Here is a 12,747-nt window from a genome sequence, read left to right on the forward strand (position 1 = left end):
GCGGCAGGCGGGTTCGACCCCCGTCTGCCGTTCCGCTTCACTCCCCCCACGGAGAACACCATGAAATTCCTGGATCAACTCGAGGAATGGCTCATCACGCTCCTGATCGGCGCGGCGACCTTCATCACCTTCATCGCGGTCGTGCATCGCTACGGCTCGGGCTTTGCCATTCCCGGCGTGCAGGACTGGCTGATCTCGATCAACATGGCCTGGGCGCAGGAACTGACCATCATCATGTTCGTGTGGATGGCCAAGTTCGGCGCCGCCTACGGCGTGCGCACCGGCATCCACGTCGGCGTCGATGTGCTGATCAACCGCCTGTCCGACCGGACCCGCGCCAAGTTCATCGTGTTCGGCCTGCTGTCCGGCGCGCTGTTCACCGGGATCATCGCCACCCTCGGCGGCCATTTCGTGTGGGAGAACGGTGCCCACTACGCCATCTTCAGCGCGCTCGGGCTCGACATCGGCAATGCGCTCGAAGGCCCGGTCACTGTGGACCTCGAATGGCCGACCTGGATGGTGTACTCGGCGATTCCGTTCGGCAGTGCGCTGATGTGCTTCCGCTTCCTGCAGGTCTGCGTTTCCTTCCTCCGTACCGGCGAACTCCCGCACCACGACCATGGCCATGTAGACGGCATGGACAGCCCGGACGACGTGGTGGACGAGGGTGTCGACTTCCCCGATCCCAGCGACATCTACCCGCGCGAAACCAAGAAGAGCAACGACCAATCCGGAGGTGCGAAATGAACGGCGCCATCATCTTCGTGCTGCTGCTGGGCCTGATGGTCAGCGGCATGCCGATCTCCATCTCGCTCGGCCTCACCGTCCTGAGCTTCCTGTTCTTCATGACCGAGGTGCCGATCGAAAGCGTCGCGCTCAAGCTGTTCACCGGGATCGAGAAGTTCGAGATCATGGCGGTCCCGTTCTTCATCCTCGCCGGCAACTTCCTAACCCACGGCGGGGTGGCGCGGCGGATGATCGCCTTCGCCACTTCGATGGTGGGGCACTGGCCGGGCGGGCTCGGCCTCAGTGCGGTGGTGGCGTGCGCGCTGTTCGCCGCGGTCTCCGGCTCCAGTCCGGCGACGGTGGTGGCGATCGGATCGATCCTGCTGCCGGCGATGGTCAAGGCGGGCTACCCGAAGAAGTTCGGCGCCGGCGTGGTGGCCTCGGCGGGTGGTCTCGGGATCCTGATTCCGCCCTCGATCGCAATGGTGATGTACGCGGTATCGACCAACAGCTCGATCGGCGCGCTGTTCATGGCCGGCGTCGTCCCCGGCCTGGTGCTGGCGGCGATGCTGATGGGTACCACCTGGTGGATCGCACGCAAGAACAACTATCCCCGTGCGGTACGTGCCAATTGGGGTGAACGCCTCAAGGCCTTCCGCGAATCGGTCTGGGGCCTGCTGCTGATCGTGGTGGTGATGGGTGGGATCTACACCGGCATCTTCACCGCGACCGAGGCCGCAGCGATGAGCGCGATGTACGCCTTCGTGATCGCCACCTTCGTCTACAAGGACCTGCGCCTGTCGGACCTGAAGAAGGTGCTGATGTCGTCGGCCAACCTGTCGGCGATGCTGCTCTACATCATCACCAACGCGGTGCTGTTCTCCTTCCTGCTGACCAACGAGCAGATTCCGCAGGCGATGTCGGAGTGGATCATCTCCAGCGGCCTGGGCGTGATCGGCTTCCTGCTGATGGCGAACATCATCCTGCTGATCGCTGGCAACTTCATGGAACCGGCGTCGATCATCCTGATCTTCGCCCCTATCCTGTTCCCGATCGCGATGAGCCTGGGGATCGACCCGGTGCACTTCGGCATCATGATCACGGTGAATATGGAGATCGGCATGATCACCCCGCCGGTCGGCCTCAACCTCTATGTCGCGAGCGGCATCAGCAAGCTCGGCCTGACCGAGATGAGCAAGGCGGTGGGACCGTGGCTGCTCACCATGCTGGTCTTCCTCGCCATCGTCACCTACTGGCCGCCGCTGTCGCTGTGGCTGCCCAGGACCCTCGGAATGATGTGATCAACCACCGCCCCGCCTGCAAGCGCCGGCGGGGCGGCAAGGGCTGAGCACGCCCCGCGCCCCAAGGAGAAAACGAATGAACCTCAAGGAATGGATCGGTCGCTCGGAGGAAGTCTCCGACATCGCCACCGCCACCCCCTATGCCGCGCTGGCGGCCACCTTCGACCGGCCCGCCGACCGCCCGGCCGTCGGCACCCCGTTGCCGGCATTGTGGCACTGGCTGTACTTCCTGCCGCTGCACCGCCAGTCCGAAATCGGCCCCGACGGCCATGCCAAGCGCGGCGGCTTCCTGCCCCCGGTGCCGCTGCCGCGGCGGATGTGGGCGGGCAGCCAGTTCGAGTTCCACAAGCCGCTGGCGATCGGCGACGCGATGACGCGGACCTCGACCATCCACGACGTCAGCGAGAAGACCGGCCGGACCGGTCCGCTGGTGTTCGTCAAGGTGCGCCACGAGATCCGCTGTGACGGCGAACCCGACATCGCGCTGACCGAGTTCCACGACATCGTCTATCGCGAGGCGCCCAAACCCGACGACGTCGCGCCGCCGCCCAAGGCCGCGCCGGCGAGTTCGACCTGGGAGAAGAAGTGGGTGCCCGACGACGTGCTGCTGTTCCGCTACTCGGCGCTGACCTTCAATGGCCACCGCATCCACTACGACCGCAAGTATGTGACCGAGGTCGAGGGTTACCCCGGCCTGATCGTGCACGGGCCGATGATCGCGACCCTGCTGCTGGACCTGCTGCGTCACCAGCTGCCCGATGCGGTGGTGGAACGCTACGAGTTCCGCGCCGTGCGGCCGGTGTTCGATATCAACCATTTCTTCGTCTGCGGCGAGCCGCAACCGGACGGCAAGACCATCCGTCTGTGGGCCAAGGACCACGAGGGCTGGCTGACGATGGAAGCCACCGCGGTGATCAAGTGAGGAGCGCGCAATGAGACCCCTGAAAGGCATTACCGTCGTCACCCTGGAGCATGCGATCGCCGCGCCCTTCGCCACCCGCCAGCTCGCCGACCTCGGCGCCCGCGTGATCAAGGTCGAACGCCCCGGTGTCGGCGATTTCGCCCGCGGCTACGACGAGCGCGTGCGCGGCCTGGCCTCGCACTTCGTGTGGACGAACCGCTCCAAGGAGAGCCTGACGCTGGACGTCAAGGACCCGGAGGCGCAGACCATCCTCAAGCGCCTGATCGTGGAGGAGGCCGACGTCGTGGTGCAGAACCTCGCCCCCGGCGCGGCCGCACGGCTCGGGCTGTCGTACGAAGTGCTGTCGGCACTCAAGCCGGAGATCATCGTGTGCGACATCTCCGGTTATGGCAGCGACGGTCCCTACCGCGACAAGAAGGCCTACGACCTGCTGATCCAGAGCGAGTCCGGCTTCCTGTCGGTGACCGGCACCGAGGACGAGCCGTCGAAGGCGGGGCCGTCGATCGCCGACATCGCCGCCGGCATGTACGCCTACAGCAATATCCTCGCCGCGCTGCTGCAGCGGCAGAAGACCGGCCGCGGCCAGTACCTGGACATCTCCATGCTCGAGAGCCTGGTCGAGTGGACCACCTATCCGCTGTACTACGCCTTCGACGGTGCCACCCCGCCGCGCCGCACCGGCGCCAGCCACGCCACCATCTACCCCTACGGCCCGTTTCCCGCCGGCGATGGCAAGGTGGTGATGCTCGGCCTGCAGAACGAGCGCGAATGGGCTGCGTTCTGCGACAAGGTGCTGCTGCAGCCCGCGCTGGCCAGGGAAGAGCGCTTCTCCACCAACTCGAAGCGCAGCGCGGCACGCGACGAACTGCGCCGGATCATCGTCGAGGCCTTTGCCGGTCTCACCTCCGAACAGGTCATCGAACGCCTGGAGACGGCCCAGATCGCCAACGCTCACGTCAACGACATGCACGCGGTATGGGCACACCCGCAGCTTGCGGCACGCAAGCGCTGGCGCGAAGTCGGCACTGCGGTCGGCCCCGTGCCGGCGCTGCTGCCGCCGGGCTCGTGGGAAGAGGGCGAGCCGCGCATGGACCCGGTTCCGGCACTGGGCGAGCACAGCGAAGCGATCCTCGCCGGCCTGGGCTATCCGGCGAGTCGCATCGCCGAGCTCAGAAGCGGCGGTGTGATTTGAGCGCCGCCGGGAGAGCCACCATGCAGATGCCGATCACCTATCTGTTCGTGCCGGGCAACCGGCCCGAGCGCTTCGACAAGGCGCTCGCCGCCGGTGCCGGTGCGATCGTCCTCGACCTCGAGGACGCCGTCGCCCCGGCGGACAAGGCCTGCGCCCGCGCTGCGATCGCCGAGTGGTTCGCAGCGCATGCCGAGCAGACGCAACGCATCGTCGTGCGGATCAACGATGCGCTGTCGCCCTGGTTTGCCGAGGATCTCGCCCTGCTCAAGGCCGCCGGTATCCGCCAGGTGATGCTGCCCAAGACCGAATGGCAGGCGCAGGTCGATCAGGTCGTGGCCGCGGTGCATGCGCAGGTGCGCGTGCTGCCGCTGATCGAAACCGCGCGCGGGGTCCGCAACGTGGACGAGATCGCCGCGGCCCACAGTGTGCTGCGGCTGGTCTTCGGCACCCTGGACTACGCGGTCGATCTCGGGCTGTCGGGCGACGAGGCCGGGCTGATCTATCCCGCCAGCCGGATCGCGATCGCCTCGCGCTGTGCCGAACTGGCGGCGCCGGTCGCCGGGGTGACTCCGGCCATCGACGACGAGGCCCGGATCCGTGCCGACCTGGCCTTCGCCCGCGCATTCGGCTTCGGTGCCAAGTTGTGCATCCACCCGAAACAGGTCGCGGTCATCCATGCCGCGGTCCGGCCCACGCCGGAGGAGCAAGCCTGGGCCGAGCGCGTGCTGGCGGTGGCCGCAGGGTCCGACGGCGCGGCCCAGCTCGACGGAAAAATGATCGACCGACCGGTGGTGCTTCAGGCCGAGGCCATCCTCGCGCGCTGCGCCGCCGTCGCTGCGGGCTGACGCCGCAGGCACTACGAATACCCCTCATACCACATTCTCAGGAGCATCCATCATGGGCGCCAGCATCATCGACTCACAGATCTTCGGCAACATCTTCAGCACCGACGCGATGCGTGCGGTGTGGTCCGATCGCAACCGCACCGAGAAGTACCTAGACATCGAGCGTGCGCTGGCGGTGGTGCAGGGCCGGCTCGGCATCATCCCGCAGGAGGCGGCCGACGAGATCGTCAGCAACTGCGACATCGACCGGATCGACATGGACAAGCTGCGCGAGCAGACCGAGCGCATCGGCTACCCGGTGCTGGGGGTGGTCTCGCAGCTCAACGCGCTGTGCCGCGACAAGCTCGGCGAGTACTGCCACTGGGGTGCGACCACCCAGGACATCACCGACACCGCCACGGTGATGCAGATCCGCGAGGGTCTGGAGATCATCGACGGCGAACTGGCGGCGATCTCCGCGGCCCTGGTCGAGCTGTCGCGGCGCTATCGGGACACCCCGGTGATCGGCCGCAGCAACCTGCAGCAGGCGATCCCGGTCACCTTCGGCTTCAAGACCGCGTCCATCCTCGCCGGCATCGAACGCCACCGCGAGCGCCTCGCACAGCTCAGGCCGCGCGTGCTGATGGGTGAGTTCGGCGGCGCCTGCGGCACCCTGGCCTCGATCGAGCGCGGCGCGATGGAAACCCAGGCCGGGCTGATGGCCGAACTCGGCCTCGCCCAGCCCGACATCGCCTGGCACACGGTGCGCGACACCATCGCCGAGGTCGGCGCCTTCCTCGGGCTGGTCGGCGGCTCGCTGGGCAAGATCGCGATGGACGTCAAGCTGATGATGCAGCACGAGGTCGCCGAGGTGTACGAGCCTTTCGCCCCGGGGCGCGGGTCCAGCAGCACCATGCCGCAGAAGCGCAACCCGATCTCGAGCTGCTACATCCACGCCGCGGTGTCGGTGGTGCGCCAGCATGCCGCGGCGCTGATGGATGCGATGATCGCCGACCACGAGCGCTCCACCGGACCGTGGGAGATCGAGTGGATCGCGCTGCCCGAGGCTTTCTGTCTGCTCGCCGGCGCGCTGAAACAGACCCGCTTCGTGCTCGAAGGCCTGGAGGTGGATGCCGGCAACATGCGCCGCAACATCGACCTCACCAACGGCCTGGTGATGTCCGAGGCGGTGATGATGGGCCTCGGCCCCTACATCGGCCGCGAGTACGCGCACGACCTGGTCTACGACCTGTGCCGCGAGGCGATCCGGACCGACCGTCCGCTACTCGACATCCTCGCCGATCATCCGGAGATCAATGTGCATCTCGACCGCGCGGCGCTGGCCCGGCTGTGCGACCCCGCCAACTACCTCGGCCAGGCCGGGGTGATGGTGGACAAGGTGCTGCAGCGTGCGGCTGCGGCTGGCGCGAGATGAGTCTCGGGCAATACCTGACGGACCGGCTGGCAGGGATGCAGCTCGACTGCCCCGTGCTGCCGGCTCCGGCCCTCTCCGGGACGATCGCCGACGATGGTGCGGTGGTGTCCGACCATCGGCAGGCGCTGGTCGACGAGATCGACGAACTTGCGCTGGTCGCAGTCCTGAGCAACAACTGACCAGGGGTGTGGACGACTGCCGGCGCGGCCGGGCGCGTCCTCCGCCGTTTCGTGTCGGGAGGGTGAGGCGATGGAACTGAGACAGCTGCGTTACCTGGTACGCACCATCGAGCTCGGCAGCATCAGTCAGGCGGCGCTCGATCTCGGCATCGCGCAGTCGGCGATCAGCCTGCAGATCCAGCGCCTCGAGGGCGAGCTCAGCACCCGGCTGCTGCAGCGTACCGCCACCGGGGTGATTCCCACCGATGCCGGGCTGGCCTTCCTGTCGCACGCGCAACTGGCCTTGCGCCATGCCGAAGGTGCGGCGATGGCGGCACGCCAGTCGCGGCTTTCGGGTCAGGTCAGTGTCGGTCTCGCACCGACCACCGCCGGTGTGCTCGGTCTTCCGCTGGTCGCGGCGATGCGCAGTCAGTACCCCGATATCCGCATCCATCTGGTCGAGGGACTGTCCGGTCACCTCGGACAGATGCTCAACGCCCGCGAGCTCGACCTGGCGGTGCTGTTCGACATCGATCAGGCGCGGCGCTGGAGTATCCAGCCGCTGGTCGAGGAGCGGCTGTTCTTCGTGTGCGCGGCTGATGCCGTCGCGGGCGCGCTGCCGGCCCGCCTCGCCGATCTTGGCGACACTCCCCTGGTGTTGCCGACCCACCGTCATGGCCTGCGCCGGGTCATCGACGCCGCGTTCAAGGCGCTCGATCTGCGCCCGACGGTGATCGCCGAAGTCGATTCGCTGACCGTGCTGATGGACATGGTGGCGCGTGGCATGGCCGCCAGCCTGCAGCCGTGGGCGGCGCTGGCGCGTCAGCCCCAATCCGGCTCGATCCTGCGCTGGGCCGGGATCGAGGATGCCGGCACCGTCCGGCGCAACCTGCTGTGCAGCCTGTCGGAGGACGAGCTGTCGCCGGCGGCGCTTGCGACCCGGGCGCTGCTCGCGCGGGTGGTGCGCCAGCTGGTCGAGGACGGTGGCTGGCGCGGGGTCACGACCAGCCATCTCGAATCGAGATCGGTCGATCTCGGTTCGGCTTTGGGCAGCGAAGGCGCGGGCAGCGATAGTTGAACCATGGCAGCGATGCCCCGGGCCGAAGCGCCGGCACCCGCGCCAGACAACCGGACAGCCCCCGAAAGGAGCGCAGGACATGAAACATGAAGCAACCCGCACGGTCGACGTGCTGGTGATCGGCGGCGGCAACGCGGCCCTGTGCGCCGCCCTGGTGGCGCGCGAAGCGGGCGCCTCGGTGCTGCTGCTCGAAGCCGCCCCGCGCGCGTGGCGCGGTGGCAACTCCAGCCATACCCGCAACCTGCGCTGCATGCACGATGCGCCGCAGGACGTGCTGACCGAGGCCTATCCGGAAGAGGAATTCTGGCAGGACCTCAAGAAGGTCACCGGTGGCATCACCGACGAGAAGCTCGCCCGCCTGGCAATCCGTGAGTCGTCCACCTGTCGCGACTGGATGCGCAAACATGGGGTGCATTTCCAGCCTTCGCTGTCGGGCACGCTGCACCTGTCGCGCACCAATGCCTTCTTCATGGGCGGCGGCAAGGCGCTGGTCAATGCCTACTACCGCAGCGCCGAGGCGCTCGGGGTACGGATCCGCTATGACGCGCCGGTCGACCGCCTCGAACTCGACAACGGGGCGTTCCGCGCCGCCTGGGTGGGCAAGGAGCGGATCGCCGCACGCGCCTGCGTGATGGCATCCGGCGGTTTCGAGTCCAACCGCGAATGGCTGCGCGAGGCCTGGGGGCAGAATGCCGACGGTGAGTGGCCGGCGGACAACTTCGCCATCCGGGGCACCCGCTTCAATCGCGGCGTGCTGCTCAAGTTCATGATGGAGGCGGGCGCCGACATGGTCGGCGATCCGTCCCAGTCGCACTGCGTGGCGGTCGATGCGCGCGCCCCGCTCTACGATGGTGGCATCTGCACCCGGATCGACTGCGTGTCGCTGGGCATCGTGGTGAACAGGCATGCGCAGCGTTTCTACGACGAGGGCGAGGATTTCTGGCCCAAGCGCTACGCGATCTGGGGCCGGCTGGTGGCGCAGCAGCCGGGGCAGGTCGGCTACTCGATCATCGACGCCAAGGCCAGTGGCCGCTTCATGCCGCCGGTCTTCCCGGGGGCGCAGGCCGACACCCTGGAGGGGCTGGCGTGCCAGCTCGGCCTTGACGAAGCCACGTTCGTGCGCACCGTGCGCGACTACAACGCCGCCTGCCGCGTCGGCCGCTTCGACCACACCGTGCTCGACGACTGTCACACCGACGGGCTGGCACCGGCCAAGACCCACTGGGCGCTGCCGATCGATACCCCGCCCTTCCGCGGCTATGCGCTCAAGCCCGGGATCACCTTCACCTACCTCGGCCTGAAGGTGAATGAACAGGCGGCGGTCCATTTCGGCGGCAGGCCGAGCCGCAACCTCTTCGTCGCCGGCGAAATGATGGCCGGCAATGTGCTCGGCAAGGGCTATACCGCCGGGGTCGGGATGACCATCGGCACCGCATTCGGCCGTATCGCCGGTGCCCACGCCGCAGCCGCGGCCGTGCAGCAGGGAGTCGAACATGCAGCAGCTTGAGATCCTGGCCCGGGAGGCCGCCGAACTGGCGGCAGGGCGCGTCGTGCCGGCAGCCAGTGCGCTTGCTGTCGACAGGCAATCCGGGGCCGAGACCGAAGCCGAGGTCGACCGCATCATGAAGATCTGCAACGCCTGTCGCTACTGCGAAGGCTTCTGCGCGGTGTTTCCGGCGATGACGCGCCGGCTCGAGTTCGGCAAGGCCGACATCCACTATCTCGCCAACCTGTGCCACAACTGCGGCGCCTGCCTGCATGCCTGCCAGTACGCGCCGCCGCACGAGTTCGCGGTCAATGTACCGCGCGCCATGGCGAAGGTGCGGGCGCGGACCTACTCCGACTATGCCTGGCCGTCCGGTTTCGGTGCGCTCTACCGCAACAACGGCGTCACCGTGGCGCTGGCGCTCGCTGGCGGGCTGGCGCTGTTCCTGGTGCTGGCGCTGGTGATGCAGGGTGGCCTTTTTCATGCTCCGGTGGCGGGCGATTTCTATTCGGTCTTCCCGCACAACCTGCTGGTGTCGATGTTCGCGCCGGTGTTCCTGATCGCGGTGCTGGCGCTCGGAATCGGCGTCGCGCGGTTCTGGCGCGAGGTGTCGCCGGGCACGGTGGACGAGGTCAGTGGCGCGGCGGTGGCCGAAACCACGCACGACGTGTTGCGGCTGAAGTATCTCGACGGCGGTCATGGCGGCGGTTGCCCCAACGCCGACGACGCCAATACCCTGTCGCGCCGACGCTTCCACCACCTGAGCTTCTACGGCTTCATGCTGTGCTTTGCCGCCACCAGCGTGGCCACGCTCTACCACTACGTGTTCGGCTGGGAGGCACCCTATGACCTGAGCAGCCTGCCGGTGGTGCTCGGCACGGTGGGGGGCATCGGCCTGCTGATCGGCCCGGCCGGACTGTTCTGGCTCAATCTGAAGCGCCACCCGGAGCATGGCGACGCGGCGCAGAAGCCGATGGACCGCGGCTTCATCGCGCTGCTCTTCCTCACCAGCCTGACCGGCCTCGCCCTGCTCGCCGGGCGCGACAGCGGTGCAATGGGGTTGTTGCTTGCGATCCATCTGGGAGTGGTGATGGCATTGTTCCTGACCATGCCCTACGGCAAGTTCGGCCACGGCTTCTACCGCAGCGCCGCACTGCTGAAGTGGGCGATCGAGAAGCGCCGGCCCAACCCGGTCGGCGTCGGCAGCGAATGATGGCCGCGCGCCCGGACCCCGCCCTCGCCGCGGCCGCGTTGCCGCCGCGCCCGACGCGCGGGCAGTCCTGGCGCGCGCTGCGTCATCCGAACTACCGGCTATATTTCTGCGGCCAGTCGATCTCCCTGCTCGGCACCTGGATCCAGCAGGTCGCCCTGGCCTGGCTGGTCTATCGCCTGACCGGCTCGACCCTGCTGCTCGGCACCGTCGCCTTTCTGAGCCAGGCGCCCCAGTTGCTGATCGCGCCCTTCGCCGGCATCGTCATCGACCGCTCCGACCGCAAGCGGCTGATGCTGGTGGTGCAGTCGCTGATGCTGGCGCAGTCGGTGTTCCTTGCGCTATTCACCGGCCTCGGCTGGATCGCACCATGGCAGATCCTGGCCGCCGCGCTCACGCTGGGCGTGCTCAACAGCTTCGATGCGCCGCTGCGCCATTCGCTCGCCGGGCAGCTGGTCAGCGCGCGCGACGACCTGCCCAATGCGATCGCGCTCAATGCGACGATCTTCAACGTCGCGCGCTTCGTCGGGCCCCCGGTCGCCGGGCTGGTGCTGGGGCTGACCTCGGAGGCGGTCTGCTTTGCCCTCAACGGGTTGTCCTTTCTGGCTGTCATCCTGGCGCTACGGCGTATCCGCATTGCCCCGCAGGAAACGGCCACGACCCCGTTCGGTTCCGCGTTGCGCGAGGGGCTGGCGTATGTGAGGGCGAGCGTGCCGGTCAGTCGTTTGCTGCAGCAGGTCGCGCTGCTCAACTTCCTCGCCGCGAGCTACGTGCCGTTGATGCCGGCCTTTGCCCGCGACGTGTTCCAGGGTGGCCCCGACACGCTGGGGCTGCTGCTCGGCAGCGCCGGCGCCGGTGCGCTGGGCGCTTCGCTGTACCTGATGACGCGCAGCTCGGTGCGCGGGCTGACCGGTTCGATTGCCGGCGGCAATCTGCTCGCGGCGCTGGCCTTGCTCGCGTTCGCGCTCGCCGACACCTTGTGGCTGGCCTTGCCGATGCTGTTCCTGCTCGGCTTCGGCGTCATCACCGGCAATGCCTCGACCAACACGATCCTGCAAACCATCCTGCCCGGTACGCTGCGCGGCCGGGTGCTGGCGCTGTACACTGCGGCCAATCTCGGTGCGGCGGCGGTCGGTGGTCTGGTCGCCGGCTGGGCCGCAGAGCACGGCGGCCCGGGCGGGACCTTGTTCGTGCTGGGCGGATTGTTGCTGCTCGCGGCCCTGCGATTCCGCTGGCGGCTGGAGTCGTTGCGCGTGCATTTGCGGCCGCTGTATGCGGCGCTGGGCATCACCCGTCGGGATGCTGACCCCGGCGGCGTGGTGGAGAGAACGTCATGACCGCCCCGGTCGTGCACTGATGAGGACGAGAGCATGGTGAAGATCACGGTGCTGGACGACTACCAGGGGGTCGTGTCCCGGCTCGCTGCGGCGCGCCTGCTCGACGGCCTGGCGGTGAGCCTGCAGGTCAGGACCGCGCACATCGCCGACGAGGCCGGCCTGATCGAGGCCCTGCGCGACACCGACTGCGTGATCCTGATCCGCGAGCGCAGCCGGATCACTGCGCGCGTCATCGAAGCGCTGCCCCGTCTCAGGCTGGTCGTGCAGACCGGGCGCCTGTCCGGCTGCATCGACCTCGACGCCTGCCGCCGGCAAGGGGTCGAGGTGCGCGACGGCAGCGGCAACCCGATCGCGCCGACCGAGCTGACCTGGGCCCTGATCCTGGCCGCCTCGCGCCGGGTCGTGCCCTACGCGCGTCAGCTCGAGCGCGGACACTGGCAACGCAGCAGCGCGGCGTTCGCCGACGAGCGCCTGGGGCGCGCGCTGCATGGCCGTACCCTCGGGGTGTGGGCGCTGGGCAAGATCGGCAGCCGGGTGGCGGCGATCGGTCGGGCCTTCGGCATGGCGGTGGTGGTCCATGGTCGTGAGTCGTCACGCACCGCGGCCGAGTCCGCCGGCTACGCCTTCGTTGGCAACCGCCGCGAGTTCCTCGCGCAGCTCGATGTGCTGACCCTGCACTTGCGGCTCGGCCCCGACACCCTGCACCTGATCACCGCCGACGACCTTGCCGTGATGCGCCCGGATGCGCTGCTGGTCAATACCAGCCGGGCCGAGCTGCTCGCGCCCGGGGCGCTGCTCGCGGCGGTGCGCCGGGGGCGCCCGGGAAGCGCGGCGGTGGACGTGTTCGAGAGCGAACCCGGCGGCGTGGCGCCTTATCTGGGCCATCCCGCGATCCTGTGCACGCCGCATCTGGGGTTCGTCGAGGAGGACACCTACGAGGCCTATTTCGGCGCAGCCTTCGCGCATGTGCGTGCCTACCTGGGCGCACGCGGCGAACAGGCCGGAGCGAAGTGATGCCTTGTCCGGTCTGTTGCGGTAATCGCAATAATAAGGCCGACTAATTCACTTCATTGTTCAT

General features: G+C 68.0%; 12 protein-coding genes. All 12 read left to right on the forward strand.

The genetic code is table 11. From position 1 onward, the window contains the following. Positions 1-60: 60 nt before the first annotated feature. The 12 genes from AC3A35_RS13210 to AC3A35_RS13265 all read left to right on the forward strand — a co-directional run bounded on the left by AC3A35_RS13210 (position 61) and on the right by AC3A35_RS13265 (position 12,683). Entirely contained in the window at positions 61-747 is a 687-nt protein-coding gene (locus tag AC3A35_RS13210) for a TRAP transporter small permease (protein ID WP_487436580.1), read from the forward strand. Further along, positions 744-2,027, forward strand: a complete 1,284-nt coding sequence (locus tag AC3A35_RS13215; RefSeq protein WP_487436581.1) for a TRAP transporter large permease — start codon at positions 744-746, stop codon at positions 2,025-2,027. The genes AC3A35_RS13210 and AC3A35_RS13215 overlap by 4 nt, the downstream gene beginning before the upstream one ends. Before the next feature lie 76 nt (positions 2,028-2,103). Further along, positions 2,104-2,949, forward strand: coding sequence for an HTD2 family dehydratase (locus AC3A35_RS13220; RefSeq protein WP_487436582.1), 846 nt, complete (start codon positions 2,104-2,106; stop codon positions 2,947-2,949). Between the two features lie 10 nt (positions 2,950-2,959). After that, positions 2,960-4,141 (forward strand): CaiB/BaiF CoA transferase family protein, encoded by a 1,182-nt coding sequence (locus tag AC3A35_RS13225; RefSeq protein ID WP_487436583.1) that lies wholly within the window; start codon positions 2,960-2,962, stop codon positions 4,139-4,141. Positions 4,142-4,161: 20 nt separating this feature from the next. Beyond that, the gene (locus AC3A35_RS13230; RefSeq protein ID WP_487436584.1) at positions 4,162-4,986 is read left to right on the forward strand and encodes an HpcH/HpaI aldolase/citrate lyase family protein; all 825 of its coding nucleotides are present in this window, start codon (positions 4,162-4,164) and stop codon (positions 4,984-4,986) included. 52 nt (positions 4,987-5,038) lie between these two features. Beyond that, positions 5,039-6,400 (forward strand): class-II fumarase/aspartase family protein, encoded by a 1,362-nt coding sequence (locus AC3A35_RS13235; RefSeq protein ID WP_487436585.1) that lies wholly within the window; start codon positions 5,039-5,041, stop codon positions 6,398-6,400. Next, complete coding sequence (locus AC3A35_RS13240) at positions 6,397-6,579, forward strand: hypothetical protein (protein WP_487436586.1); 183 nt, start codon at positions 6,397-6,399, stop codon at positions 6,577-6,579. The genes AC3A35_RS13235 and AC3A35_RS13240 overlap by 4 nt, the downstream gene beginning before the upstream one ends. Before the next feature lie 70 nt (positions 6,580-6,649). Then, positions 6,650-7,636, forward strand: a complete 987-nt coding sequence (locus AC3A35_RS13245; RefSeq protein ID WP_487436587.1) for a LysR family transcriptional regulator — start codon at positions 6,650-6,652, stop codon at positions 7,634-7,636. Between the two features lie 79 nt (positions 7,637-7,715). Next, a complete protein-coding gene (gene tcuA / locus AC3A35_RS13250) occupies positions 7,716-9,143 on the forward strand; it encodes an FAD-dependent tricarballylate dehydrogenase TcuA (RefSeq protein WP_487436589.1) in 1,428 nt (475 codons plus the stop codon). After that, positions 9,130-10,335 (forward strand): tricarballylate utilization 4Fe-4S protein TcuB, encoded by a 1,206-nt coding sequence (gene tcuB / locus AC3A35_RS13255; RefSeq protein ID WP_487436590.1) that lies wholly within the window; start codon positions 9,130-9,132, stop codon positions 10,333-10,335. Before tcuA ends, tcuB begins: the two co-directional genes overlap by 14 nt. After that, the gene (locus AC3A35_RS13260; protein ID WP_487436591.1) at positions 10,332-11,669 is read left to right on the forward strand and encodes an MFS transporter; all 1,338 of its coding nucleotides are present in this window, start codon (positions 10,332-10,334) and stop codon (positions 11,667-11,669) included. Before tcuB ends, AC3A35_RS13260 begins: the two co-directional genes overlap by 4 nt. Positions 11,670-11,702: 33 nt before the next feature. Continuing rightward, positions 11,703-12,683 carry a D-2-hydroxyacid dehydrogenase family protein gene (locus AC3A35_RS13265; protein WP_487436593.1) on the forward strand — a complete coding sequence of 327 codons (981 nt, stop codon included), beginning with the start codon at positions 11,703-11,705 and terminating at the stop codon, positions 12,681-12,683. The last annotated feature ends 64 nt before the right edge of the window (positions 12,684-12,747 follow it).

It is taken from the genome of Azoarcus sp. Soil_N_20, assembly GCF_057656155.1.